At 40.5% G+C, this 25,505-nt stretch carries 23 protein-coding genes and 1 other annotated feature (1 of these 24 running past the window's edge); of the genes, 5 read left to right on the top strand and 18 right to left on the bottom strand.

Going from position 1 to position 25,505, the window contains the following annotated elements:
• Nucleotides 1–237 (bottom strand) — a binding site (T-box leader) (it extends 1 nt beyond the left edge of the window).
• Nucleotides 238–315: 78 nt separating this feature from the next.
• The 4 genes from MKZ16_RS16075 to MKZ16_RS16060 form a co-directional block, all read right to left on the bottom strand.
• Nucleotides 316–765: a DUF1569 domain-containing protein gene (locus MKZ16_RS16075; protein ID WP_076105714.1), complete on the bottom strand. Its 450-nt coding sequence runs from the start codon at nucleotides 763–765 to the stop codon at nucleotides 316–318.
• 735 nt (nucleotides 766–1,500) lie between these two features.
• Nucleotides 1,501–2,382: an aminoglycoside phosphotransferase family protein gene (locus MKZ16_RS16070; protein ID WP_076105713.1), complete on the bottom strand. Its 882-nt coding sequence runs from the start codon at nucleotides 2,380–2,382 to the stop codon at nucleotides 1,501–1,503.
• 99 nt (nucleotides 2,383–2,481) lie between these two features.
• Entirely contained in the window at nucleotides 2,482–3,045 is a 564-nt protein-coding gene (locus MKZ16_RS16065) for a hypothetical protein (RefSeq protein WP_076105712.1), read from the bottom strand.
• Nucleotides 3,046–3,394: 349 nt separating this feature from the next.
• On the bottom strand, nucleotides 3,395–3,742 hold the full coding sequence (locus MKZ16_RS16060; protein ID WP_036677331.1) for a VOC family protein: 348 nt from the start codon (nucleotides 3,740–3,742) through the stop codon (nucleotides 3,395–3,397).
• A gap of 701 nt (nucleotides 3,743–4,443) precedes the next feature.
• Here MKZ16_RS16060 and MKZ16_RS16055 point away from each other — a divergent pair.
• Nucleotides 4,444–7,587 carry an ATP-binding protein gene (locus MKZ16_RS16055; RefSeq protein ID WP_076105711.1) on the top strand — a complete coding sequence of 1,048 codons (3,144 nt, stop codon included), beginning with the start codon at nucleotides 4,444–4,446 and terminating at the stop codon, nucleotides 7,585–7,587.
• 45 nt (nucleotides 7,588–7,632) lie between these two features.
• On the opposite strand, the gene MKZ16_RS16050 is transcribed toward MKZ16_RS16055, so the two are convergent.
• The 5 genes from MKZ16_RS16050 to MKZ16_RS16030 form a co-directional block, all read right to left on the bottom strand.
• Nucleotides 7,633–8,427, bottom strand: coding sequence for an SDR family oxidoreductase (locus MKZ16_RS16050; protein WP_076105710.1), 795 nt, complete (start codon nucleotides 8,425–8,427; stop codon nucleotides 7,633–7,635).
• A gap of 166 nt (nucleotides 8,428–8,593) precedes the next feature.
• Complete coding sequence (locus tag MKZ16_RS16045) at nucleotides 8,594–9,619, bottom strand: AraC family transcriptional regulator (RefSeq protein ID WP_038571075.1); 1,026 nt, start codon at nucleotides 9,617–9,619, stop codon at nucleotides 8,594–8,596.
• Between the two features lie 18 nt (nucleotides 9,620–9,637).
• A complete protein-coding gene (locus MKZ16_RS16040) occupies nucleotides 9,638–10,585 on the bottom strand; it encodes an LLM class flavin-dependent oxidoreductase (RefSeq protein WP_076105709.1) in 948 nt (315 codons plus the stop codon).
• A complete protein-coding gene (locus MKZ16_RS16035) occupies nucleotides 10,566–10,928 on the bottom strand; it encodes a hypothetical protein (protein WP_076105708.1) in 363 nt (120 codons plus the stop codon). Before MKZ16_RS16035 ends, MKZ16_RS16040 begins: the two co-directional genes overlap by 20 nt.
• A 37-nt stretch (nucleotides 10,929–10,965) precedes the next feature.
• Nucleotides 10,966–11,415 (bottom strand): OsmC family protein, encoded by a 450-nt coding sequence (locus MKZ16_RS16030; protein WP_076105707.1) that lies wholly within the window; start codon nucleotides 11,413–11,415, stop codon nucleotides 10,966–10,968.
• Between the two features lie 151 nt (nucleotides 11,416–11,566).
• Between MKZ16_RS16030 and MKZ16_RS16025 the strand changes: the two genes are divergently transcribed.
• A complete protein-coding gene (locus MKZ16_RS16025) occupies nucleotides 11,567–12,055 on the top strand; it encodes a nucleoside deaminase (protein ID WP_076105706.1) in 489 nt (162 codons plus the stop codon).
• Nucleotides 12,056–12,165: 110 nt separating this feature from the next.
• Here the strand turns inward: MKZ16_RS16025 and MKZ16_RS16020 are convergent, their stop codons facing one another.
• The gene (locus MKZ16_RS16020) at nucleotides 12,166–13,131 is read right to left on the bottom strand and encodes a glycerophosphodiester phosphodiesterase (RefSeq protein WP_081386592.1); all 966 of its coding nucleotides are present in this window, start codon (nucleotides 13,129–13,131) and stop codon (nucleotides 12,166–12,168) included.
• Between the two features lie 260 nt (nucleotides 13,132–13,391).
• Here MKZ16_RS16020 and MKZ16_RS16015 point away from each other — a divergent pair, with 260 nt between their 5' ends.
• Nucleotides 13,392–14,366, top strand: coding sequence for a glycoside hydrolase family 43 protein (locus tag MKZ16_RS16015; RefSeq protein WP_076105704.1), 975 nt, complete (start codon nucleotides 13,392–13,394; stop codon nucleotides 14,364–14,366).
• A 49-nt stretch (nucleotides 14,367–14,415) separates the two neighbouring features.
• Complete coding sequence (locus tag MKZ16_RS16010) at nucleotides 14,416–15,558, top strand: glycosyl hydrolase family 8 (protein ID WP_076105703.1); 1,143 nt, start codon at nucleotides 14,416–14,418, stop codon at nucleotides 15,556–15,558.
• 83 nt (nucleotides 15,559–15,641) lie between these two features.
• Here MKZ16_RS16010 and araA read toward each other — a convergent pair whose 3' ends face one another.
• Genes araA through MKZ16_RS15995 form a run of 3 tightly spaced genes read right to left on the bottom strand, consistent with a single transcriptional unit; the run spans nucleotide 15,642 to nucleotide 19,418 of the window.
• The gene (gene araA, locus MKZ16_RS16005) at nucleotides 15,642–17,066 is read right to left on the bottom strand and encodes an L-arabinose isomerase (RefSeq protein WP_076105702.1); all 1,425 of its coding nucleotides are present in this window, start codon (nucleotides 17,064–17,066) and stop codon (nucleotides 15,642–15,644) included.
• Between the two features lie 32 nt (nucleotides 17,067–17,098).
• Complete coding sequence (locus tag MKZ16_RS16000; protein ID WP_036677359.1) at nucleotides 17,099–17,794, bottom strand: L-ribulose-5-phosphate 4-epimerase; 696 nt, start codon at nucleotides 17,792–17,794, stop codon at nucleotides 17,099–17,101.
• A 16-nt stretch (nucleotides 17,795–17,810) separates the two neighbouring features.
• Nucleotides 17,811–19,418: an FGGY-family carbohydrate kinase gene (locus MKZ16_RS15995; RefSeq protein WP_076105701.1), complete on the bottom strand. Its 1,608-nt coding sequence runs from the start codon at nucleotides 19,416–19,418 to the stop codon at nucleotides 17,811–17,813.
• 308 nt (nucleotides 19,419–19,726) lie between these two features.
• Here MKZ16_RS15995 and MKZ16_RS15990 point away from each other — a divergent pair, with 308 nt between their 5' ends.
• Nucleotides 19,727–20,809, top strand: coding sequence for a GntR family transcriptional regulator (locus MKZ16_RS15990; protein WP_036677364.1), 1,083 nt, complete (start codon nucleotides 19,727–19,729; stop codon nucleotides 20,807–20,809).
• Nucleotides 20,810–21,063: 254 nt separating this feature from the next.
• On the opposite strand, the gene MKZ16_RS15985 is transcribed toward MKZ16_RS15990, so the two are convergent.
• The 5 genes from MKZ16_RS15985 to MKZ16_RS15965 form a co-directional block, all read right to left on the bottom strand.
• Entirely contained in the window at nucleotides 21,064–21,657 is a 594-nt protein-coding gene (locus tag MKZ16_RS15985) for an AAA family ATPase (RefSeq protein ID WP_076105700.1), read from the bottom strand.
• 68 nt (nucleotides 21,658–21,725) lie between these two features.
• Nucleotides 21,726–22,634 (bottom strand): ABC transporter substrate-binding protein, encoded by a 909-nt coding sequence (locus MKZ16_RS15980; protein WP_076105699.1) that lies wholly within the window; start codon nucleotides 22,632–22,634, stop codon nucleotides 21,726–21,728.
• A gap of 130 nt (nucleotides 22,635–22,764) precedes the next feature.
• Nucleotides 22,765–23,739, bottom strand: a complete 975-nt coding sequence (locus MKZ16_RS15975) for an AraC family transcriptional regulator (RefSeq protein WP_076105698.1) — start codon at nucleotides 23,737–23,739, stop codon at nucleotides 22,765–22,767.
• A 176-nt stretch (nucleotides 23,740–23,915) separates the two neighbouring features.
• Nucleotides 23,916–24,821, bottom strand: a complete 906-nt coding sequence (locus MKZ16_RS15970; RefSeq protein WP_256715517.1) for a hypothetical protein — start codon at nucleotides 24,819–24,821, stop codon at nucleotides 23,916–23,918.
• Nucleotides 24,818–25,474, bottom strand: coding sequence for a sigma-70 family RNA polymerase sigma factor (locus MKZ16_RS15965; RefSeq protein ID WP_339815897.1), 657 nt, complete (start codon nucleotides 25,472–25,474; stop codon nucleotides 24,818–24,820). Before MKZ16_RS15965 ends, MKZ16_RS15970 begins: the two co-directional genes overlap by 4 nt.
• Between the last annotated feature and the right edge of the window lie 31 nt (nucleotides 25,475–25,505).

The following is a 25,505-nucleotide window of genomic DNA, read 5'->3' as shown; positions in this document are numbered from 1 at the left end:
TTAGGGACGGAGTAGATTCCGCGTTACCACCCTGATTAGTGTATTCGTGAATACACCCTCTCTGCCATCGTCCAACAACGATGCTTCTTTGTAACGGCAGAATCCCGGGCCCGCCTACTATGATTTCGGGAGCCAGCTCTGAGGCGATTGTTCGATTCGGGTGTCCACTGCCTCGCACCAACCAGCAGTTCTCTGATCGACATATCCGGATTTACTTGTCCTCTTCGTCGCATTTGATTGCAATGTAATTAGATACAATATAAAGTAATAGGGATTTTATGTCAATAATATATTATTGTTCATTGCGAAAAAATACTAACCACCAAATTGTCTTAAATGATGGTCTAGATGTTTATAAATCCCTTTACCCCATTGCTCCGGAGTGAATTTTCCGAAAAAAGGATGTGGATGGGATGAACATTTTTCCGGACCGTTACTTTGAAAAATTAAAATCTTTTGTTTCAGTATTTCTTTTTCTTTCCCAAAATCTCTGTCATCTAAAATAAGTATGGTCGGAATTGTTGACATATTGTGTGGTACCGGCTTGTCATTGTAAAAAATAGATTTTACAAACCTTCCTATTAATATTCCTAGCCAATGTCTTGGGGGAAAGGAACTTCCGATTGCGATGTCTTGAAACGCTGAACAGTGAGCCAACATTTGAGCAACATTCATCTTTCCCCATTGTGGTTTAGAATTTGGACTTAAATTCTCGATACGGCTCAGTATTTCTGCGGTATGTAATTTGTTGTATATATTTTCCATAAACACACTCCCCATTTCGATTTTCTGTTTTTTTCAAAAGTTAGCATGAAATTGTCAATAGAGTCTGCTATCTTATCCCATTGCTCTGGTACAAGTACAAGTTTAGTTATTAGATGCTGGTTCCACTCAGGATATTGTTCGTAGATAGCACCCAATATTTCTGCACCAGCTGGAGTAAGTTCAACCAGCTGGACGAAAATCTTCTTGGGCTATTATATTCATCGTTGCAACATTACAATTCGACAGCTACTACCAATCTAATCTTCGCCCTTCTCTATCATTCTATCCTTTATTCACTATCATGTCCGCTAACGTAACAAAGTTACCCATAATGCAGGTAGCTCGTCGTCTTAACTCGTTATTTAACTATCGTTTCCTGTTATCTTAATATTTTACGGAGAAATTTAATCCACTTCGGCTCGTATGCTTCGCTAATTGGAATCCCTGTATAATAACAATGATAAGGGTCCATTTCCCATATCTTTAAAAGCCCCTCGGAAACTTCATACTTAAATATGGGAGAGCTTTTGTCCGCCCTAATATAATACCTATTGCATGCAACACAGTACAAAATCTGCGATTCATCGGAGAAATATGAATAAATATTAAGCTCAGTGTTACAGGCTTCGCATCGACGTATTCGATTGCGGTTTAGCCAATCAATAAATAGTTTCAGATTATCATCTCCTCCGTAAAACAAGGAATATCCTTCGCAAACTAACGTGTCCCGTAATTTCAGCAACCTACGGATTTCTGCAATACAGAAATACTTTCCTTTAGGAACGCCCTATTCTTTTCAATCCCTCTATTTTTACACCAGACAACAGCACTAAAAGCATCGTAAAAATTATAAAAGGGTAGTATTGTTTCCAAATCCATTAGAGGACGAATTGTTGAATATCCCTTTTTATACGAAATTCTACTTTGAGGATTCACTTCCCAAACATATCGGTTAATTTTTGTGAAATCAATTTCAGAGGATCCACCCCGTGCACTCTCAAAATCAATAATTCCAGCAACCACATTATTATTTGTTAGTATATTACCTTGTCGAAAGTCCATATGAACAACACAGGGGTCATCAGGAGGAGGCAAAACTGAAAAAGCACTCTCAAAGTGATTAATACATTTTTCGAAAAGTCCTCTCTCAAGGACTTCCTTGCAAGGTTCTATAAATTTTTCAAAGCTATTTCTTATATAAAGTCTCCAATTGTTCTGATTAAAAAATTGAAAACCGTCTAATCCTTCCACACCATATCCCGGCATTTTAACTTCATGCAGCCTTGCGTGAAGTACCCCAATTTGAAATGCTAATTCATCGTCAATAGCACCTGTACATGGTATACCTTTAATCTCCGATAAAAGTAATGCACCAGAAATTAAGTCATCCCCACTCCAGAAATCTAACAACTTTGGAACCGGTAATACCTCCCTCAACAGTTCAAGCATACGATATTCGCGATATAGCTTATCCCTGTTATAAGGGATCTTCGCATACACCGTTTCTCCATTAGTAAGATTCAGCTTGTATACTTGTGAACTAAAGGACTCAGGAACATTATCTATACTTAATACATTAAGGTTAAATCTTTTTATGATCGTATCTACTAAGTTCAACTCGCACCTCACATGTTATGAATGAAATAGTAATTAGTTCAGCTATCTTTTTCTTAATTTTATTGAACTATCCTAACCGTTAGTGCAATAAGATTACACTTAGCTCTTTTTCTTTCTTGCTCTCAGGTAAATGACTGAAATCACTACTAGTACTATTGCAATTACGATATACAAATCAGTATCCTGCTCAAACATTAACCACATCTTGTATTCTATGTGTACTTGCTGTTTGGGTCGAAGTCCTTCACCGAATAGTTCTGTTGCTTGGTTAAGGTTATTCATTTCAATGGTTGAACTGCATGGACTACTGCTTGTTACGCCATCCACTTCGCTAATGTATATTAAGTATTTATTACCTTCCTTAAAATCAAAACCCCAAGTGTAGTCTGTTCCCACAATAATTTGAGAGTCAACTTCAGTATTCCAACTTCGTTCAACATCCACTAATATATATCTGATTTTCTCTTTTGGCCCCGCAAATCCTACTTGTTTCAAATCAACCTTTATTTGTTTTACTTCACCATAAATAGCTCCACCGTAGACCTCTAGGGCTTCTTGGGGACTTCCTATCTCGACACAGGATAAAGCTTTAGCATCTTGTCCATTTGCAATAAAGAACGCGAATGTGAATAAACATATTAACGTGATTAAACGAAGATTCAATTTACCACCTGCTCTTATGATTTTATTTCATAACATCTTTATTGACTTTATTAATAGGTGAAATGTTGCACTAATTTTCCAGTTCCTTCAATGCAATAGGGAGTACACCTAGATGGTATGCTCCCTATTTGGGTGAGAATAGTATTCTGTTAGCCATGCATGCAACGCAAGCGCCGCACCTCAGGTGATAGAAGCTAATGAATTCTTCCAAGGAGCTGAAAGCTTTGAAGAAGTATTACCCAAGGAGTTAATTCAACTTTAATCCCTAATTCATTTACAGTTAGATGTTGAACTGAGTTTTTATTAAACTAACGCACCTGTTAGCTCAATAGCAAAGATGTGCAACTCCTTATTTCTCCCAAAGCTCGATCAGTCGACCTTCTGGGTCTTCAATCCAAATAAACTTTCCAAATTCACTAATCTCTATTTTCTTTGCAAGAGGTACACCAATCTGTTCAAAATGCTTAATCGTCTCGTTTAGATCATGCACTTGGAAATTTAACATCACTTGTTGTTCTGTTGGAAAATAACTATCATCCTCGGTAAAGAAAGAAAAGATAGTCTCATTTCCCACTTGAGGTTTTATCACAGTCCCATTCCAATTCTCTATGTCAAGCTTCAACACCTCACTGTACCACTTTTTTGTAGCTTCAAGATTCTTAGTTCTCCAGAATATTCCTCCGAAACCTTTAATCATCGTATCTACACTCCTGTCTGCATTAAATTATCTAATAATATACCCTTTAGGATTAAGGAGAATCCACCGTTAACCTCCAGTCATTACATCGAATGGTAGTGCCAACGGGGTATTCAACATCATATTCACCAATAAACGAGAAGCCAAGCTTAAGACAAATGACAATAGAAGCATGAGTGAAGTCTATCGGACTCCAGAGTCGCTATTAGCCATAATTCGGCTCATTTGAGAACCTATCGGACTCTATAGTCGCTATTGGCTCGAAAATCCCTCATATCGCGCATATTTGGAACGAATAACGCCTCTGGGGTCCGAAACACTTCTTAAAAGACAAAATTCAGCCAAATAGCTGCAACTGAGTCCGATCGCTCATGGTGAAGAGAGAGCGTGGGAGTGTGGGAATACAAAACGCATAACAAGCAGCATAGTCGCACATCCGGTATCACAGACGCCAAACAAACAGCAAAATAGCACATTCGGTAATCCAGGCGCCCAACAGCAAAGCACCAATCAAGTATTGAAGTATTCGTGTATTCGTGTATTCCAGTCTTTCAAGTGTTCAAGGAGTTACATCGTGCTTCTTCCATGGGGAGATCATTCCTCCTAACCCCACGCAGTGTCCATTGCTCATTACTTCTCCTACTTATGTAAATAATCTTCATTTTAGATTCTAGATTAGAATTATTTGCTATAATGTTCTCATGAAAAATAAAACTATCCTAAACAAATTAGCTATCATTCTACTTTTTATCAGCATTCTCTTTGGCCTACGCTGCATTTGGTTGAGTATATTTAAGGTTTCCAACACTGTACCTGTGATTAACAATGGTGTACTGGATTTACGCGGCCAGGATCTGGAGCAGGATAATTTATTCAGGCTGGATGGTGAATGGAGCTTCTATCCTTCGCAATTCGTAACGTCCAAGGATAGTTCAACTTTACCAGAACCTTCCCTCCCGCTTCAAGTTCCCGGAGACTGGAGCCGCGCGATAGGAACGGATGACCCTTCTTCATACGGTTTTGGTACGTATCGTCTGCGAATTTTGGTAGAACCCCTTCAGCAGCCTGTAGCATTCTGGATCAAACAAATCTATACTGCATCCAGTGTAGAAATTAACGGCAGCACAGTGCTCAATAATGGGACAATATCTCTTGATGCCGATACTTATGTGCCCAAGACCACCTCATATAAAGTATCCTATTTCACAAAAAACACAACAGTAATTGATGTGTTTATTCGTGTAGCAAACTTTGATCTACCCTATAAGGGGGGGATTGGAGGGCCTGTTTATTTTGGTTCTCAGGAAAAAGTTGACCGTACATACTTTTATACCGTAGGTTTTCAAATGTTAACAGCAATCATCCTGTTGTTGCATGGGCTCTATGCCTGCATTCTTTATTTATTTAATCCTAAAGAACGAGCCTTGTTTCTTGTAGGGTTAATGACATTATCCGTAGCTGTTATCATTTTAGCCCGTAATGACAACTTACTTCTTGCAATAGTGCCGATTAATTATACCTGGTCATTAAAGATCCGTTTGCTTGCTTTTTTATGGCAAAATCTTTTTATTCTTCTTGTTTTTAGAAAATTCACCTCAGTTGCCAAAATCAATAAGGGGTTACGTGCATACGTAGTGAGTCTTGGTCTTTATTCTGTTTTTATACTTACCGTCCCAGCTTATTGGGTCAGCACATCCATTCATTTGGGAATCATTCAAGTATTCCAGTATATTCCCTTCATTTGGTTGCTCTATAGCTTAGGGCGCTTATTGTTCAAAAAGCAAGATGATAAAGATGTTGTTTTTCTGCTGTTATCAGGTGCGGCGATCGTTTCTAATTTGTTATGGAATTTGTGGGATAGTAACGGACACTATTCAATTGTCTATTATCCTTTAGATATTATCGCAGCCATCGTGGGCTTCTCAGCTTATTGGTTTAAAAAGTATTTTCAAAATGCTAAAGAGAACATGGAACTGAATGAGCAGCTGAAAAAAGCAGACAAACTTAAGGACCAGTTTCTGGCTAATACCTCACATGAGCTGCGCACACCGCTTCACGGAATCATGAATATCGCGCAAAATATTGTCACAAAGGAAAAGGACAGACTTTACGAAAGTAGCCGTCAAGATATGGAGCTGCTGATTACAATCAGCCGCCGTATGTCTCATATGCTTGGTGATCTACTGGATGTGGTCCGTCTTCAGGAGCATCGTGTTATTTTACAACAGGAACCTATTTCGGTTCAATCGGTAGTTCCCGGTGTGATTAGTATGCTTCAATATATGATTGAAGGTAAGCCAGTACAGCTATCTATGGATATCCCGGAAGCTATGCCGCCAGTTCTTGCGGACGAGAAAAGACTGGTGCAGGTTTTATTAAATCTGGTGCACAACGCGCTCAAATACACCGAAGCAGGACTTGTAGCTGTTAAGGCTGAGGAACAGGACGGACAGGTTCTTATCTATGTGACAGATACCGGAGTGGGCATGACTGAAGAGACTATGGCAAGGATATTTCTACCCTATGAGCAAGGCCCTCACGGAATAAATGACGGGCGTGGAATTGGGCTGGGATTAAGCATATGCCGGCAGCTGGTAGAACTGCATGGAAGCAGCCTACGCATTCAATCAGAGCTTGGTAAAGGTTCAACTTTTAGTTTCACACTCTCTCTTGCCGATTCTTACAGCGAACAGATAATAAGACAGACGGAACCTACAGTTTCGTATATGGCAGATGAGATTCATAGACAGATGACTGAGTGGGGAATTTCCGAACATCAGCCAAGTAATCACTCTGAAAAAATTCCACCGCTTTTTACAGAGATTAAGGTAAATATTCTGGTGGTAGATGATGATCCTGTCAATCTGAATGTACTAAAGGGTATTCTTGAAACCGAACCTTATATCATAACTACCGTGAACTCAGCCCATGAAGCATTGGAATTGTTGGATAAAAGGAACTGGGACTTACTTATTGGCGATGTTATGATGCCACAGATGTCGGGATACGAATTAACACAGAAGGTTCGTACTCGCTACTCCTTATATGAGCTTCCGATTCTATTGCTTACTGCCCGTAGCCAGCCTGAGGATATTTATACTGGATTTTTGTCCGGTGCCAATGATTATGTCACAAAACCTGTGGACGCAGTGGAGCTTAAATATCGTATTCGGGCTTTAACTGCAATGAAGTTATCCTTCAATGAACGGGTACGGATAGAAGCAGCATATCTACAAGCACAGATACAACCACATTTTTTATTCAATACGTTGAACTCTATTGCCGCACTCAGTGATTTGGATACTAAAAAAATGCAGGAGCTCATTGGGGCGTTTACTTCTTTCTTAAGAATCAGTTTTGACTTTTTAAATGTCGGAGAGCTCGTGAACCTCTCCCATGAACTGGAATTGGTAGAATCTTATCTGTATATTGAACAGACTCGATTTGCAGAAAGGATATCTGTTGTCTGGAAGATAGATCCGAATATTGATATCCTACTCCCTCCTCTATCCATCCAACCGTTGGTAGAAAATGCTGTTAAGCACGGTATACTTAAGCGCCAACAGGGTGGAACTGTTCAAATACGTATTATCCGTCTGCACAAGGCTGTAAAGATTGAAGTGGAGGATGATGGGCAAGGCATGGATTCCGGAACACTCTCTTTACTGCTGAAGCCATTGATGGAAGGCAAAGGTGGCATCGGGCTGGCCAACACCCATCGGAGGTTAAGTCAATTATATGGTCAAGGTCTCTCGATCCAGAGTAAGCCTGGAGAAGGCACCTTGGTATCCTTTGTTGTACCAGAGGACAGTGATAACTTTTCAAGCAAAAAAGCCGCTCCATAAGGAGTGGCTTTTTTGTATCGTTATCTATATCCTTTTAGAGTACGCTTAAAAAATAGTCGGCACCATTCCCCCATCCATGCGAATTGGAGAACCTTTAAATGCAGAGGCATAAGGACTGCATACAAATGCTGCTAGTCTGCCTATTTCAAAAGGTTTAATAAATCGTTGTATTTCAGATTGAGGAAGATTTGTAGTCATGAATTTTCTTTCTTTTTCTGAAAAAGTCATATCCTCATTGGAGTATATCCCATCAATAATTTGATGCACATTTTCAGATAGTGTTGGTCCTGGCATGATCGTATTGACTGTAACTTCAGTTCCTATCGTTAACTTAGATAAGCTTTTTGACAATGATAATAACATTGATTTGGTCATTGCATATTGAGGCATTTGGCCTGAAGGCATAATGGCTTCTTCACTAGCAATAAAGAGAATTCGGCCATAATCTTTTTGTAACATTTTAGGTAAATAGAATTTTGTTAATCCATTCGCAGCAAGGACATTAGTACGGATGTATTTTTCAAATATTTCGTCGTCAACGTCCTCATATTTCATAATTTCATAGATACCCATATTATTAACTAAAACATCTATATTAGGGTATTTTTCGAATAAGGCTTCTCTTTGCGCAATATCCACAATATCCGCTGTAGCATTTTGTGGAGAGGTAGCCGGGAAATTCGACTTTATTTCATTTACAGTCTGTTCTACCTGATCATAATTCCGTCCATTAATTAGTACATTAACTCCTTCTTTAGCGAGTTCAATGGCGATTGCTTTACCAATACCTTTTGTTGATCCTGTAATTAAAGCTGTTTTATTATTTAATCCCATATCCATATTACATTTCTCCTTTTATCCCGGCGTGCTGAGTAGTTGTCATTTTAAGAACAGTCCTGTGTGCCGGCTAGGATTATATTATCGTACCGGGGTTGTTCAGTAACTAGCGGATTGCGCCAAAGTTCTTGTTTAACACGCCAATGATAAAACTCTGAAAATACTGTCTTTATGAAGAGGGTATCGTGTTTAAACCTAAATGTTCATTACGCCAATTTGAAGGAGTATCACCTTCCCAAAGACGAAAGGCACGGTAGAACGAGTTCTGGTCTTCATATCCAATCAAGAAAGCCACTTCTTTAATATCAAGCGAAGGATCTGCCAGATACTCTCGTGCTTGCTCATGTCTAGCTTGTGTCAGCAATTGCTTGAAGCTTGTGTTTTCTTCAGTAAGCCTGCGTTGCAAGGTACGGTCACTCATACTTAATACCTTCGCAACAGCTTGAATGTCAGGGCGTCCTCCGCTGAAGCTGCGTTTCATGATCCATTTGACCCTCTCGGTTATAGAGCGTGTGCCCTTCTGTTCAGCAAGCGTCCGGTCCAAAACGGGAGTCAGAATCTCCAGCAACTCTTCGTTGTACGAGATAAAAGGATGATTCAAATCATTTCGACGCAACGTCAAACGATTATATTGAGCATCTATCTGAATTCGGCAACCGAAATAAGCTTCAAGAATCTTTACATTTCCTATAGGCTGTGAAAACTCGACAAGCTGTGCTGTCAAAGGTAGACCTGTGCCTCGCCGTCCGAGTTCTAGAAGAAATGCCAAAGTGAGGCCGAGCAGCAGCGGTGGACCAGAATGCCCGGGATGCTGCCATTCCAATTCGATTGTACATAGCTCGCCTTCCTCGGTAATACGCAAGCTTTCAGGAGGGCACATTTGTTTGTATCGTACCATTCGGTTAAGAGCATCGCGATAGTCCTTAGCATGGTATGTTGCTAAAACCGTCGGCGGATATTGTGTGGTTTCAAAGACGGTTGCAAGCTTAATGATTCCTTCGGCAGTATCCCCAATGAGATCGTTATATGCCTGCCAGACTGCGAAATATTGAGCAGTGGTGACTTCTGACTCTCTGAGATGGCTAAGTGGAAGATTTGCTTTGCTGGCTACATCTTGTGCAGTTATCCCTAATTGACTTAATCCAGCCCAAAATCCTGGTGGGATTTTAATTTGATCAGAGGTATGAGACTTCATACATATGGACCTCCTTTATTAAGAACTCCAGCACGCTTGGGCAAGCAGTTCGAACGAATGCAATCGTTTCTCATAATCTGGAATCATGGTAACGATAATGAATTCATTAACTCCATACAAAAGAGATAACCGTTCCAACTTACCTTTAACACTTTCCGGAGTACCTACCAGCAGCTTGCGTTCCAAGGGCTCAGACTTCGCTTCGGCAGAACCTTCTTGTTGGAATAATGCCGTACCAGATGAGGCCAATCGCTCTGCCTCTTCCTCAGTCTCGGCGCAAATGACGCCAACAGCAACCATGGCCCGCGGTTCAGGAGAAAGTGAAGAAGGAGTAAATGTTTCACGGTAAGCTTGCAAAACCTCCTCCCCTGCTACATCGCTCATGAACTGGCCGAACACATAACCTGCTCCAAACTCGGCAGCATATACCGCGCTTTTCTTGTTTGTACCCAGCAGCCATAGCTCTGGAGATACGGGTGGGACCGGCCGGGCGGTTATTGAACGTCCTTCATAGGAATAGTTGCCCTGCAATAATTCAGTGACTCCTTTAAGCAGTTCTGGCATTTTCCAAACATTTTCGAGAAAATTGCCACTCAGTGCTAAACTTACTTCAGCAGTACCGCCGGGAGCTCTGCCTAATCCAAGGTCGATGCGTCCCGGGTACAAACTGGCCAGCAAATGAAATGCTTCCACCACCTTTAGCGGCTTATAATGTGGCAGCAATAAAGCCCCTGAGCCAAGGCGAATGTGTGCTGTTTTCGCTCCAATATGCGATAAAAGCACCTCCGTAGAGGTACATGCTAATCCCGGCATATCATGATGTTCAGCAACCCAATAACGAGAATATCCCAGTCTTTCTGCTGTCTGAGCCAGCTTCACTGCTTGTCCCAATGCGGTAATAGCATCCACCGTATTAAAAACAGGTACGAGATCTAATACACTAAGCTTAATGGATGTTCTTGTCATGATTAAGTCCTACTCGAGGGTTTCGGTAAAATTCGATCATATCGATAAAAATAAGCTTGTAATCAACTGCAACCGCGGCCAGATCATACATTTGGCCATGGCCGTCTTCTTTGGAGGCAAAAACAACATCGTGCCGCAGCTTATCCATAATCATTTTGCCGATGAACTGATGCTCGTATTCCGCGTACTTCTCTTTGAAAGCTTCATTAAATTCCCACAGCTCTTGGTAAGACCGCTCTAGCATTGCGTTTACCAAAGTCAGCTCATTGCTCTCTTTTTGTACAGCTACGTAATAATTTCCGCGATCATCCTTGATCAAATCCTTATATAACTCAACATTCAAAGTTAACGTCTCCTCTCTGATTACCTAGGACTCAATTTTATAGGCTTGCAGTCAGCACCGTTGGCTCTGTCGTGATTTCTACATTTCCTGCAACGGCTCTGGAGATCATGCAGGAGCCTTCTGCTTTATGGGCAATACGGATGGTTTTATCGATATCGTCCTGTGACGCATCTTTGGTAAGGGTGATTAGGGGTGAATGTTTGATGGCTTCATATGTAAAAATGTTATTCGTTACATCGACCGTCGCCTCTGAGGTTAACGTCAGCTCTGAAGTCGTGAGCCCTGCCCGCTCCAGCATTGCTGCAAGTGTAATGAGATAACAGGTTGCTGCTGCTCCCAAAAGCATCTCATCCGGATTCGTTCCTACTCCGGGTCCTCCCATTTCCTTCGGAATGGAGATTTGAGTCTTAAGCTGTCCAGCTTCAATAGTTCCGTCACTGTTACGGCCACCGTTCCATACGGCGTTCAATACAAATGGGTGCTTCATTTTTATATATCCTCCCTAGCTTGATATTGCATGATATATTTTTCATCGAATACTTTACATGCTAACATAGAAGAATGTGGTGAACAAACAGGCTCAGGCCTACTATTCATGAAACTTATCTATAAATTAAAATCCAGGAGGTTCTACTATCATGATAAACGACACGGATATAAAACATCTCAAGCGTTGTATTGAACTTGCCCGAATTGCACTAGAAGCTGGGGACGAACCCTTTGGTTCAGTCCTTGTATCAGCAAGTGGAGAAGTGCTGGCGGAAGACCGCAACCATGTAGGTAGCGGTGACCATACTCAGCATCCCGAATTCGCTTTAGCCCGCTGGGCAGCTCAGAATATGACACTGGAAGAACGTAAGCAGGCAACAGTGTATACCTCCGGAGAACATTGCCCTATGTGTGCAGCGGCACACGGTTGGGTTCGTTTAGGACGAATTGTATATGCCAGTTCCTCGAAGCAATTATCGGCGTGGTTAAATGATATGGGAATTGCAGCATCACCCGTCCGTAATTTAAGGATTCAAGAGGTTATTCACGATGCGTTCGTAGATGGCCCTGTACCGGATCTTGCAGAACAAGTACGGGAGCTTCATCTACAATTTCACGAGAAAAGACTTCTTCAGTAATACGAAGAATCAAAAATATTTTATTTTTCCGTAAAAAAAGAACCTTCGGATAAAGGTTCTTCGGCTGTCGAGAAAGTCTCGACAGCTTTATTTATGTCCAGAAAATCCCTTTACCTTTTATTATTCTTAATTACTTCGCTAAAGCGGTCAGGGAAATTTGTATGTACACCATCTACACCCCAAATTACGGCTTTATCCATATTCACTTGATAATTCACAGTATATGGAAACACCTTTAGCCCTGAATTTTTTGCCTGCGCGACATATGCCGCATTTATTTTTTGAAAGTTAGGACTTATGCCTACCGCATAAGTTTTTAATCTATTCACATAGGATTCTGATATTTTATAAACAGGAAAATCATACCATACAATTTGATAAAGAGGGACTGCTGGATTTATGGAATGGAATCTACGTAAACTCGCTTCACTAAATGAATGTATAGCAACATGAGCCGACAGATCATAATTTAAGATTTCTTCATTTAACAATCCCTCGATGTTCGAATTCGACGTGGGATCTTTAATCTCAATCATATAGTCCACTTCTTTTCCGAACCTTTCAAATACCTCTTTTAGTGTCGGAATACGTAAATCTACATATTTATCTCTAGCGAACATGGGATATTGTTCATTAAACCATGAACCCGCGTCTAATTTTGAGATCTGCTCTAAAGTAAAATCCTTTACATACCCTTTAGCATTCGTGGTGCGATTTACGGTCCCATCATGAATAACAACAGGAACATGATCTTTTGTTAACTGAATGTCTAACTCGATATAATCGGTCTTCATATCAATAGCTAGTTCGAATGCAGGTATTGTATTCTCAGGAGCATATCCTGAAGCACCACGGTGAGCGATTGTATATACTTTATCCGCAGGCATGATAATTTCCTTTACTTTAATGCGAATCCAGGGGGAATAAGCATACAAAGAGGTGAACAATAAGATTAACAAAAGCACATGTATACCTATAAAGTAGATTCTAGAATTTTGAATTTTTTGCATTAAGCTAACCTCATCTTTTAAAAAATATAATGTGGAATACTTGGTGACTTTCGCTCTAACATTCATTCTTGTGTAAAATTATGATTTATATTCCCTTATGTTAATCCCACCTCAATGTATTTGTAAGGTCAAAGTTTGGAGATTTCTATTGTACCAGATTATCTAGAGAAAATATTGCGAGGCAGCATAAATGAGAAAGGGTCTGCAAGGTCAAGAAGCAACATCTAAACTTTGTGGGGTATAAACTATAGTTGCTATATATACAGAGTCCTAAAGTTCTTATACCATTAACTTTGTAAGCGATTAACTTTATAGGAGGAAATGACTTGACAACGCCAGTGCAACCCAATGAACCTCTCGTAACTCATATTTATACTGCGGATCCTTCTGCTCATGTATTTGAAGGCAAGATTTATATTTATCCCTCTCATGACCTGGATCACGATATGATCTCTAATGACAACGGTGACCAATATAATATGGAGGATTACCATGTTCTGTCTATTGATGGAGATGGCTCCCCTTGTATCGACCACGGTGAAGTACTTCATGTGAAGGATGTTTCATGGGCTAAACAGCAAATGTGGGCTCCGGATGCAGCATACAAAAACAATACCTACTATTTGTTTTTCCCAGCCCGAGACCATGATGATATTTTCCGAATCGGGGTTGCCACCTCAACTTCACCTTCCGGACCCTTTACACCTGAACCGAACTACATTCCCGGCAGTTATAGCATTGATCCCGCTGTTTTCGTTGATGATAATGGCAAATCATATATATACTTTGGGGGTCTTTGGGGCGGTCAACTTGAAAAATGGCAAACCGGCTCATTTGTTGCGAATGCCGAGGGACCGGCTGAAACGGCACCAGCTCTTGGACCTATCGTAGCGGAGCTGAGCGAGGACATGCTGAGCTTTGAAGGTGCGCCTAGAGAAATATCCATCATCGATACGAAAGGAAATGCGATTCTTGCTGGAGATGAAGAGAGAAGATATTTTGAAGGTCCATGGGTTCATAAATATAACGGTTATTATTATCTTTCTTATTCCACGGGAACTACCCATAATATTGTATACGCTATCAGTAAAGATCCGCTTGGGCCTTTTGTATATCAAGGAAAAATACTTACACCCGTCCTGGGCTGGACAACACACCATTCTATTGTTCAGTTTAAAGAGAAGTGGTATTTATTTTATCATGATAGTTCTTTATCTGGTGGTGCTGACAACAAGCGATCTGTAAAATATACGGAGCTGAAATACAACGATGATGGCACCATTCAAACCATCCATCCTTAGTTTTTATTGAAATGGAGTGCATGCTGGAGTGCACAGGAGGGGAAATATCATGCCAATGACACAACAAGGTGCTTTTTATACGGGGAAATATCGCAATTTATTTAAGGAGTTTGGCTTTTCTGAAGATGAAATCAACGCTAAACTCGAAGAAACTTGGAGTGATTTGTTTTACGGAGATCCGAACGTACGAATCTACTATCCGCTGGACGAGGATAAAAGCTATATTCTGGATACAGGTAATCTGGATGTTAGGTCTGAAGGAATGTCCTACGGGATGATGATGGCTGTTCAAATGAATAAAAAAGATGAGTTTGATCGTTTATGGAACTTCTCTAAGACGTTTATGCAGCACAAAGAAGGCCGTTATGCCGATTACTTTGCTTGGCACTGCAAGCCTGACGGTACAAGAATTTCACAAGGACCCGCACCGGACGGGGAAGAGTTTTTCGCCATGGCTTTGTTTTTTGCCTCAAAACGTTGGGGGAACGGTCCGGCACCTTATAATTATTCCGAGCAGGCTCGAATAATATTGCGTGCTTGTGTACATAAAACTGAAACAGGCGCTGGTGACTCAATGTGGGACGCGGAAACGAAACTGATTAAATTCGTACCGGAATCCACCTTCAGTGATCCATCTTACCATCTCCCCCATTTCTATGATTTGTTCGCTTTGTGGGCTGATGAAGGTGACCATATATTTTGGCGAGAAGCGGCGGAAGCCAGCCGCACATATCTACACACTACATGCCATCCTATAACTGGTCTCGCTCCCGAATATGCCAATTTTAACGGCACTCCGGCAGAACCCCAGCCTCATGGTGATTTCAGCCATTTTTTCAGTGATGCTTACCGGGTTGCGGCTAATATCGGTCTGGACTGGGCATGGTTCCAAAAGGACAGCTGGCAGGTCGATCAATGTAACCGGATTCAAGCTTTTTTTAGGAATATCGAAGTTTCCAATTACCGGCGGTATACTATTGAGGGACAGGCATTCGACGAACCGGCGCTGCATCCGGTAGGCCTTTTGGCAACCAACGCCATGGCTTCGCTTGCTTCGGATGGCCCGGAGGCAGAGCATTTTGTCCGTTTGTTTTGGGATACACCTTTGCGAACTGGACAACGTCGTTATTATGATAACTGTCTGTACTTCTTTAGTTTACTAGCCCTAAGTGGAAACTATCGCATTTATTGAAGTATATCGAACAAAACAATAGGACTCCATTCCTCGAAAAGGTCGAGGAATGGAGTCCTATTAATCGTAATAAAGCTTTGCTATTATTTAATTACTACATATTCCAAGTTAACAAGTTTTGCGTAAGCAATAATTTGGTCTGTTGTAAGAGTTAAAGAAACAACGGTGTGGTGACCGCCACCATTTTCGATCCAAGCTTTTACCCCGTCTTGGAAGTTTGGTTTAACATTCCAAAGCACACGAGCTACTGGAAGGTTTGGAGCTGGAACAGTTGGTTCAAAAGCAGTCACTTCATTGATCAAAAGTTTGTAATGCGTACCGAAGTCAGCCATGGAAACCACTACACCGTCTCCTGCTTTACCGTCAAATACTAAACGGGCTGGATCGTCTTTGCCACCAATACCTAGTGGAGACACGATGATTTTTGGTTTGTTGCTTGCCAAAGTTGGATCTACTTCAAGCATATGGGATTGAAGAATAGATTCTTGTCCAACCGTCAATTCATAAGTGTAATCTTCCATAAAGCCAGTGGATTGGTTATGGCTCATCACTTTAAGCAAGCGGTCGAGAGCTGCAGTCTTCCAGTCTCCTTCTCCAGCAAAACCATATCCTTGTGCCATCAAACGTTGAACAGCAAGTCCTGGAAGTTGTTTCATTCCATGTAAATCTTCGAAGTTTGAGGTGAAGGCATTGTAGCCACCTTGATCAAGGAAACGTTTGATAGCAATTTCATAGCTTGCTTGAACTCTTACGCTAGCTTCCCATGCTTCTTTGCTGTTAGTGCCATAGTCGAATTCATACAGCTCTGCATATTCAGCAAACAAACCATCGATTTCTTCTTCTTTAACTTCATTAATGACTTGAACCAGGTCACCAATACCAAAGTAGTCAACCGTCCAGCCAAATTGAATTTGGGCTTCAACTTTATCTCCTTCAGTTACACCAACGTTACGCATGTTGTCACCAAAACGAGCAACTTTGATATTGAAGCTTTCGTTATAAGCAACGGCTACGTCCATCCATTCTGCAATTTGCTTTTGAACTTCAGGGCGTTCCCAATAGCCTACAACCACTTTGTTTTGTTTGTTCAAACGGGCGTTAATAAAACCATATTCACGGTCACCATGAGCTGCTTGGTTTAGATTCATGAAGTCCATATCTATTGTTGCCCATGGAATACTTTCATTATATTGCGTAGCTAGATGAAGCAAAGGTTTTTGCAGCATTTTTGTTCCGCGGATCCACATTTTTGTAGGTGAGAAAGTATGCATCCAAGTGATGACACCGGCAACTTCGTCACGATAGTTAACTTCTTTCATAATGTTGGTGATTTTATCTGCGCTGACAGCTAAATCCTGCAATACTAGTGGGTAAGGCAAAACTCCGCTTTTATTCAAAGCATCTGTCATCGTTTGTGCGTGCGCTTTAACTTCAGCCAATGCTTCTTCCCCATAAAGATGTTGCGAACCTACGACAAACCAAAATTCTTTTGCTACTGCTGTTGACATATTCATCCTCTTTTCATCATTTTGTAGTTTGATTATTTTTGACCGTAATAAGCGTCTTTCCCATGTTTGCGCAAGTAATGTTTATCTAGAATACGTTGTGGCAATTCTTCCGCAAAATGGTTCAACTCTCTAGCAAATAAATTCATTTTTGATACTTCATCCAACACTACGCTGTTCATTACAGCGGATTTTGCATTTTTTCCCCAAGTAAAGGGTCCGTGGCCTTTAAGCAAAACACCGGGAACCGCCATAATATCTATCCCGCGTTGTTCAAAGGTTTCGATGATTACATTACCTGTTTCCGCTTCGTAACCCCGATCGATTTCCTCTTGCGTCAAGAAACGCGCACAAGGAATGGAGCCATAGAATGTATCAGCGTGCGTAGTTCCCATTACAGGAACGTCAAGTCCTGCTTGTGCCCAGATAGTTGCCCAAGTGGAATGTGTATGCACGATTCCGCCAATTTCGGAGTAATGTTTATAAAGTACTGCGTGAGTAGGTGTATCGGAGGAAGGTCTCATTTCCCCTTCAACCACATTGCCATCCAGATCAACGACTACCATATCGCTGGCTTTCATTGTTTCATAATCTACACCACTAGGTTTGATTACGAATAATCCACTTTCGCGATCAATTGCACTCACATTTCCCCATGTATACTTGATAAGTCCATGTTTCGGCAATTCCAGATTGGCTTGAAAAACCTCTTCTTTAAGTTGTTCTAACATCTTGGTCCCTCCATTCTCAGACTAAATTATCAACAGCGGATTGCTCAATCGCCAGACCTTTTTTATAACGTTCGATAAAGGTTTCAAACCCTTTAATGTCGGTTGCATCGGGATGAATTTCTTCTCCCTTTACATCTTTGAACACTTTTTGATCGAGGAAGTCTTCCAAGCTTTCTTCCTGATTTTTGCTCATCATGTATGAGGCAAGAATAGCCATTCCCCATGCGCCGCCTTCTCCAGCAGTCGACATTACGGAAACAGGAACATTCAGTGAAGCTGCCATCATTCTTTGGCCAACAACCGGAGTCTTAAATATACCGCCGTGTCCTAAAATACTATCTATGGCTACATTCTCTTCTTTCGTCAAAATGTCCATTCCAATTTTCAAAGCACCAAAGGCGCTGAACAAATGTGCACGCATAAAGTTAGCCAGATTAAATTTGCTCTCAGGCGAACGTACAAATAGCGGACGGCCTTCTTCTAACCCCGTAATGTTCTCACCCGAGAAATAACCGTAACTGAGCAATCCACCCGCATCTGCGTCTGCTTCCAAAGCCTTATTCAGCAGTACGCTGTACAATTTATCAGCTTCTACGTTTTGCCCCATTGCTTCATAGAACTCACGGAATAATCCGAGCCAGGCGTTAAGGTCACTTGAACAGTTATTAGCATGAACCATACCTACCGGACTTCCGTCTGGTGTAGTCACCATATCAATTTCCGGATAAACCTTGGAAAGATCTTTTTCCAATACGATCATGGCAAAAACAGAGGTTCCTACGGAGACATTTCCGGTACGTTTTCTTACACTATTGGTAGCAACCATACCGGTTCCCGCATCCCCTTCTGGAGGGCTAAGCGGAATCCCAGCTTGTAATTGCAATGATGGATCCAGAATTTTGGCTCCTGCTTCGGTTAATAGACCCGCTTGCTCACCGGCAACATACACCTTAGGAAGAAGATCGCTGGTCTTCAGCGAATAACCTTTGCCAGCAATAAGCTCATCAAACTGTTGTATCATGGATTCATTATAATTCCCTATGGATTCATCAATCGGGAACATACCTGAAGCATCCCCAACACCAAGTGCTTTGTTGCCGGTCAATAACCAATGAATGTATCCTGCCAACGTCGTAACAAACCGAATCTCCGGCACATGTTCTTCTTTGTTTAAGATCGCCTGATAAAGATGAGCAATACTCCAACGTTCCGGGATATTGAATTTAAATACATCCGTCAATTCTTTGGCTGCCTTACCAGTTGTTGCATTACGCCAAGTCCGGAACGGAACGAGCAATTGATCCTGTTCGTCAAAAGCCATATATCCATGCATCATTGCAGAAAACCCGATTGAACCAACGGTTTGGAGGGTGATTCCGTAATTTTGTTGAACTTCTTGCTTCATCTCACGATAAGCATCTTGTAGACCTTTGATAATATCTTCTAGGCTGTACGTCCAAAAGCCGTCTTTCAATTGATTTTCCCATTCATAACTTCCAGAAGCGATCGTTTGAAAACTATGATCAATAAGTACTGCTTTAATACGCGTGGATCCAAATTCAATCCCTAGCGAAGTTTCTCCCTTATTGATTGCTTCTTCGATGCTTAATCGATTCGATATCACGTTAGTCACCTCTCTGACAGCGCTTTTTTAATATAAAAGAATTCGCTTTCTTAATTAACAGCTTTAGTATAAATTTTTGTACGTACATTTGTCAATAAAATAGTTATATATACATACAAATATGGAGATGATAATAATTTAACTCCGTACTTAGTTTGTTTATGATGATCTAAAGGTACGAAATATTTACATTTTTTCATAAAAAAAGAGCCCCTTTATATTTAATTCGTAGTCATGCTATAATTTGTACATACAACTTAACGAAATGAACGAATCAAAAAGCGAACAAGTATGGAAAGAGGAATTACATGAAACCAAAGTATCAAGTGATTATAGAGGATATAAAAAGCAAGATCCTTTCAGGAGATTACAATGTAGGCGAACAAATTCCTACGGAGTCTGCCTTGCAGTCCTTGTACGAGGTTAGCAGACAGACTGTTAGAAAAGCCATTTTAGAGCTATCCAACGAAGGATTCCTCCGCAGCGAAAAAGGTTCTGGCACGTATGTCAGCAACCAATATCGCACAAAGACCGGCGGGAGTTCACATAAGAAGACGATCGGTGTAATTACGACGTATATCTCTGACTACATCTTCCCTTCTATTATCCGGGGGATTGAAAGCCGAATGAATGAGGATAACTATTCTCTATTATTGGCTAGTACCAATAACGATGTTGCGCAAGAAAAAAAAGCTCTCGAAATGATGTTGTCCTACGGCGTAGATGGTTTAATTATTGAACCTACGAAAAGTAATCTGTATAATCCCAATATTGCGTATTATCTGTCGTTTAAGGAGCAAGATATTCCACTCATTATGATTAATGCTTTTTATGAGGAAATAGAGCTCCCCTTCCTTTGTCTTGACGATGTGCAGTCCAGTTATCTGGCAACAAAAGAATTGATTTCCAAAGGCCACTCTCAAATTGGACTTATCGCAAAAATGGATGATTTACAAGGCAAATATCGAATGAAGGGTTATATCAAAGCCCTCGAAGAAGCTAAATTGCGGTTTTATCCAGAGCAAATATTTTCGTTCAACACCGAGACCAAACAAACCTTAGCTACAAACCTGAAGGATTTCCTAAATAAAAATAGAGATACCCTCTCTGCGATTGTCTGCTACAACGACGAGGTTGGTTTGGAAGTGGTCAATGCTTGCAGACAGCTGAACATTTCTATACCAGAGGAATTATCAATTATTGGCCAGGACAACTCCTATATTGCCCAAAATGCGAACATCAAACTGACCACTTTAACGCATCCCCAAGAAACTATGGGCCGTGATGCAGCGGATTGGGTCATTAAAAAATTACAAGGAAAAAAGGATCTTCCCAACAATACTTATTATCAACCTGTGTTAATTGAAGGAGAAACAGTAGTCGAGAGATAGAATAAATTCTGAGGGATTTGTGTTTATCTTCATATGTAAATGTAATAACCCACCAGTTGTGACTGGTGGGTTATTTGCAACTGTTATCTTAGTATTCTTTAAAGGTTCGATTCTTGTTTTGAAGTCAACAGTACAGAAGAAGCAAACTGTTTCACAAGATTGCCGGGATTTATCCCGTATTTATCCGAAATCCCTCGGCAGCCCGAGGGGTGATAGCCCCAAGGCTTGAATATGGTGTTATCTGGATACACCATCTAGGAAACACTAACATTTCTTTTACTTAATTTCTTAAATACCGAGTATTCCTTATTGGACTTAATAAAACTTAATATCTTTTCAGCACATTCTAATGAATTCATCTCTTCCGTATTTACTTCGAGGTCATATTCATCAAAGCAATATACTTTGCTAAACTGTGAAGCTGCTAGTCCAATCTTTCTATCTCCTCTTGTTTGCTCTCTTCTTATGAGTTCTTCTTTCGAGCATATTACACCTATAAATAACGTAGGGTGATCGAAAAATTGCTCAAGAAACACATTAAACCTCTTATCGTTGTCGATTACGGTATCTACTATTACATTAAAACCAAATTCTGATAACAATTTAATTGTCGAATGGTACACTGAGAATATGGAATCATCCAATATTTGGGAAACGACTTGATGATCTATTTCTCTTGTAGGTTCATCTGGAAATTTATTATTAATAAAATCATTGTAATTATTAAAAAAATCATCAATTGATAAATGATAAAAAGGAATCTCTTTCTGTTTTATCAGTTCAGTCGATATGGAGGTCTTTCCGGAACTTGAAGTTCCATTTAGAAAAACTAATATCCCTTGCTTCAATTTAATCATCCCTTCAAATAATAATCATTGCAACTCAGAGATTATTCGAGAAAAGATTAAATTATCCTTTACTGTTTGATATGTTCCTTGATTTGTTCGGCTATTTGCTCCAACAATGCTTCTTTTCCTAAAGCAAAGAAAGCCTCATTATAATTTTGTCTGCTTGTCATACGATATATATTATTCGATTTTACAGCTTTCAGATTGCTCCAGACCTTGCTTTGGTCAAGAACATTCTGGTCATTATCGGATAATAAAATGATATGGTCTGGATTAAAGGTGGACAGTGCTTCTAGACTTGTCACTTTCCCTCCCCATGGATCTGGCTCCGGTGTACCTGGAGCGATGGGTAATCCTAGATCATTAAAAATCATATCCGCAATACCTGTGCGGGAATAGATGCGTATTTCTTTCTCTGTAGCTTCGATTACCGCAAACGTCTCTTCCTTGGTTATCTCAGTGATTTGATCATGTAGTAGTAGAGCACGTTGATCATAGACCTTCAACCACGCTTCCATTTCCGCTTTCTTATCAAGCACCTCCGCAACAAATGCAAATCGCTCTCTAAAAGCGTTAAAGCCATAAGGCACCCTCACTGTTGGAGCAATCATATTTAGTTGATCATAGATTTTTTCTTGGGTAGGTCCTGCCAGTATCAAATCAGGGCTTGCTGCAATGATCGCTTCTAAGTTGACTTCCGTCTGAAACCATCCAGCGGGAGTTACATCAGGCAGTTCTTTTTTGAGAATAGGAGTGATTTCTAATGAATTAGCCATATCTGTATTCCCAGTAATAACAGGTTTATATCCAAGCACCAGAAGTTCTTCCGTTGAGCCGGATACATCGGCAATTCTAACCGGATTCACCGGTAATTCAACATCTCCTTTAGCCTCCTGACCTGAATTCCCACACCCGTACAGCATCACCATCATGATTAAGGCGATTCCGGCAAAAGAGATCCGTTTTAAACTGAACATTTTTTCCAACCCTCTCCAATCTATTGATAATCATTCTCACTTCTAGCAAGTCCGATCATACACTCTGCTGATAGGACAGAACTACCGGCAGAGGGATTGAATAACGGTTTGGCGGATATTTATTTAATTTTTATCGTTTTTTAATTACTTCTGAAGGATTAATTCCATATTGCTTCCGAAAAGCTTCGGCAAAATGACTAAAGTTGTTGTAACCTACCATCGTCGCTGTTTGGCTGACACTAATATCCCCGGTACTTATGATTTCCCAAGCTTTTTCTAAACGTTTGTTCCGTAAATATGCAAATACAGTTGTTCCGTACTCTTCCTTAAATCCAACTTTTAATTTGTATTCGTTAATGCCTGCCAGCTTGGACAATTCGATTAGCGAAGGTGGGTTTGCCATGTGGTCAAGGATGATATCCCTGGCTTTCCGAATGTTTTCTCGGTCACTACGTGATAAATGCAAACTGCGTTTAATATGCTTCTGCTCAAAAAGAAAAACGTCAAAATATACAGATAAGAGTTCTAATGCCTTCCCCTCTAAGTACAACCGGCGCATGGAGGTATGATATGGACAGTCTCTCAATTGCACCAATAATCGGGTGGTTTCTGGAAGAATAGGCATACGGAACATTCGAAAAGCACGTGAATCTAACAGTCCGGATAAGCTGCGAGCATGTGAAGAGCCTTGATCCTCCATCCATGAATCAAATAGTGTAACTGGTACACCTATGGACAATAAACGGATAGGTTCAGCACTGCGATAGTGAAATTCCGCCTGGAAATCCTGCATGAACTGCAATGAACAACTATCGGGCATTAACTCATGGCTAGTATCTGTAACATGAACTTCCCCGCTCCCCTGCAGACAAAAGCTTAACTCAATCATTGCTGCTTCGGATTGAACCTGAACTAGGCGATCATCAGCAAAACGGTAATCACTATCAACAATTTCGATCCCGGAGGGTGTGATCACTCTATCGACGTATCCTTGGGTACTGGATTGTTTAAAATATCTCCTCTCTGTAGTGCCCCTCATAGACGGAGCCTCAAACAAAGCATCGAAATACCCGTTATAGATGTTATGAATAGATGAACTTGTCATTCTGTTATACACTCAGCAGGTAAGCTGCACTCCGTAATCCCAATAATATGTTTTATCATGAGCAGATCACCTTTTCTCTTCTATTAAATGATAACGATTATCATTTAGATCATTATATGCGAGATATTGGATAACCTGCAATGTACAGTTTGTAAGGATCACTTATCTCCGCCTCCTCAGTAAAGCGGTAGCACCTCTTGTGTCAGCCCTGAAAAGAGGTAGCTGGTTTGATCAAAAAAGGCATCAGGCAAATAATAATAAGCATCGCCCATGGACACCACTTTTAATTCGGGAATGATATATATGGCGATATAAGTCCCGTCTTTTAGGTTGAACTGTAATTGATATGATTTCCCTTGGGATTGCGCCGCTGCAAGAGCTTCATATTCCTTATTGCTTAGCTCTGTTTTTTTTGCGCTGTACAAACCTTCGATAATGGACTCAACAATAGGATGATCAGTGATAGTCTTTTGCACGTCATTCCCCACATGATTCAGAATATAGATATCTTTTGCATGCTCCTTCAGATTAGCCAGATCTAAATACTCCTTCGCGCTCATTGCAGAATCGTCTACCTTCGCCACAATTTCAGCTAGATAATAATATTGCTCATCCTTAACTGCAATACGAAAATGGGATGGGTATGTTGGGATTTCATACAGCTTTCCACCAATAGCGAACGTAGCGGCATAATCCTTTTCCGCATTCTTATCCCCGTCTTTCTTTCCGGGCTCTTGGTTGAGATCAAACTCTAATGCACCAAGCGATTTGTCAGGCTCCATACCTATGAACTTAAACTGAGCGCCATCTGCTACGAATGCATAACGGTATCCATTGTAATTCAGAATTTTGCGAACCCCTGTGGGAGACGAGACTGCTGTCTGCTGCGATATTTGTGGTGAATTAGGCAACGGCGTCTGCGGAAATTTATAAACGGCCACACCTAACACCAATGCAGCACAAGCTGCGAATGAGCCCCACTTTACATAAGTTTTTTTATTAGTGCGTCTCGCGGAGTTGGCTTTTTCTATCAAATTTTCGTCTATGTAACCGATTGTTTTGAAGAGCTCTTTATTATTCAAAGGAAATAACCCTCTTTCTGAAGATATATTTGGAGTTTTTTGCGTGTTCTGAAAAGAATTGATTTGGTTTTGCTTTCACTGATTGAGAAGCGTGCGGCAATATCGGTCAAAGAATCAGAATACCAGTAACGCCTCAAAAAAATATTCCGCTGATCTTCCTTAATGTTGTGTAGAAATTTGCTTATAGATTCGGCTATTTGTGCTTCCTCGTATTGGGTTTCAACGTTGTCTGAAGAGGATAAACAATCGTTTAATTCATCAAGAATCGTATCGAATTTTTTATTCCGTTTTTTAGCCATGTAATAATCATATTTGTTCAAAGCAATATTTCGTGTGATTCTCCCCAGAAAAGAGGACAGCTTTGCAGGAGACTTCGGCGGTATTGCTTCCCATGCACCAAGAAAGGTATCGTTAACACATTCTTCCGAATCTTCAGCATTAGACAAAATGTTATGAGCGATCCGAGTACAATAATTTCTATATTTTTTCGATGTTTCTTCTACTGCCCTTTCATTACGTGCAAAATACAATTGTATGATTTCACTATCTTCCACTCCATCACTTCCGTTCGATTTGATTAAGCATTCACTTATAAAGTAGGAAAAGAAGTGTTTAGGTTGCATAAAAATATAATTTTCTATAAGCTTCGGCATTCAACGCTGATAATATGACATAAAAATACAA

Origin of the sequence: Paenibacillus sp. FSL R5-0928 (assembly GCF_037970385.1) — a bacterium.
GTDB lineage: Bacteria > Bacillota > Bacilli > Paenibacillales > Paenibacillaceae > Paenibacillus_AQ > Paenibacillus_AQ odorifer.
Note: the sequence above shows the minus strand (reverse complement) of the source record. Positions and strands in the feature narration are given on the sequence as shown.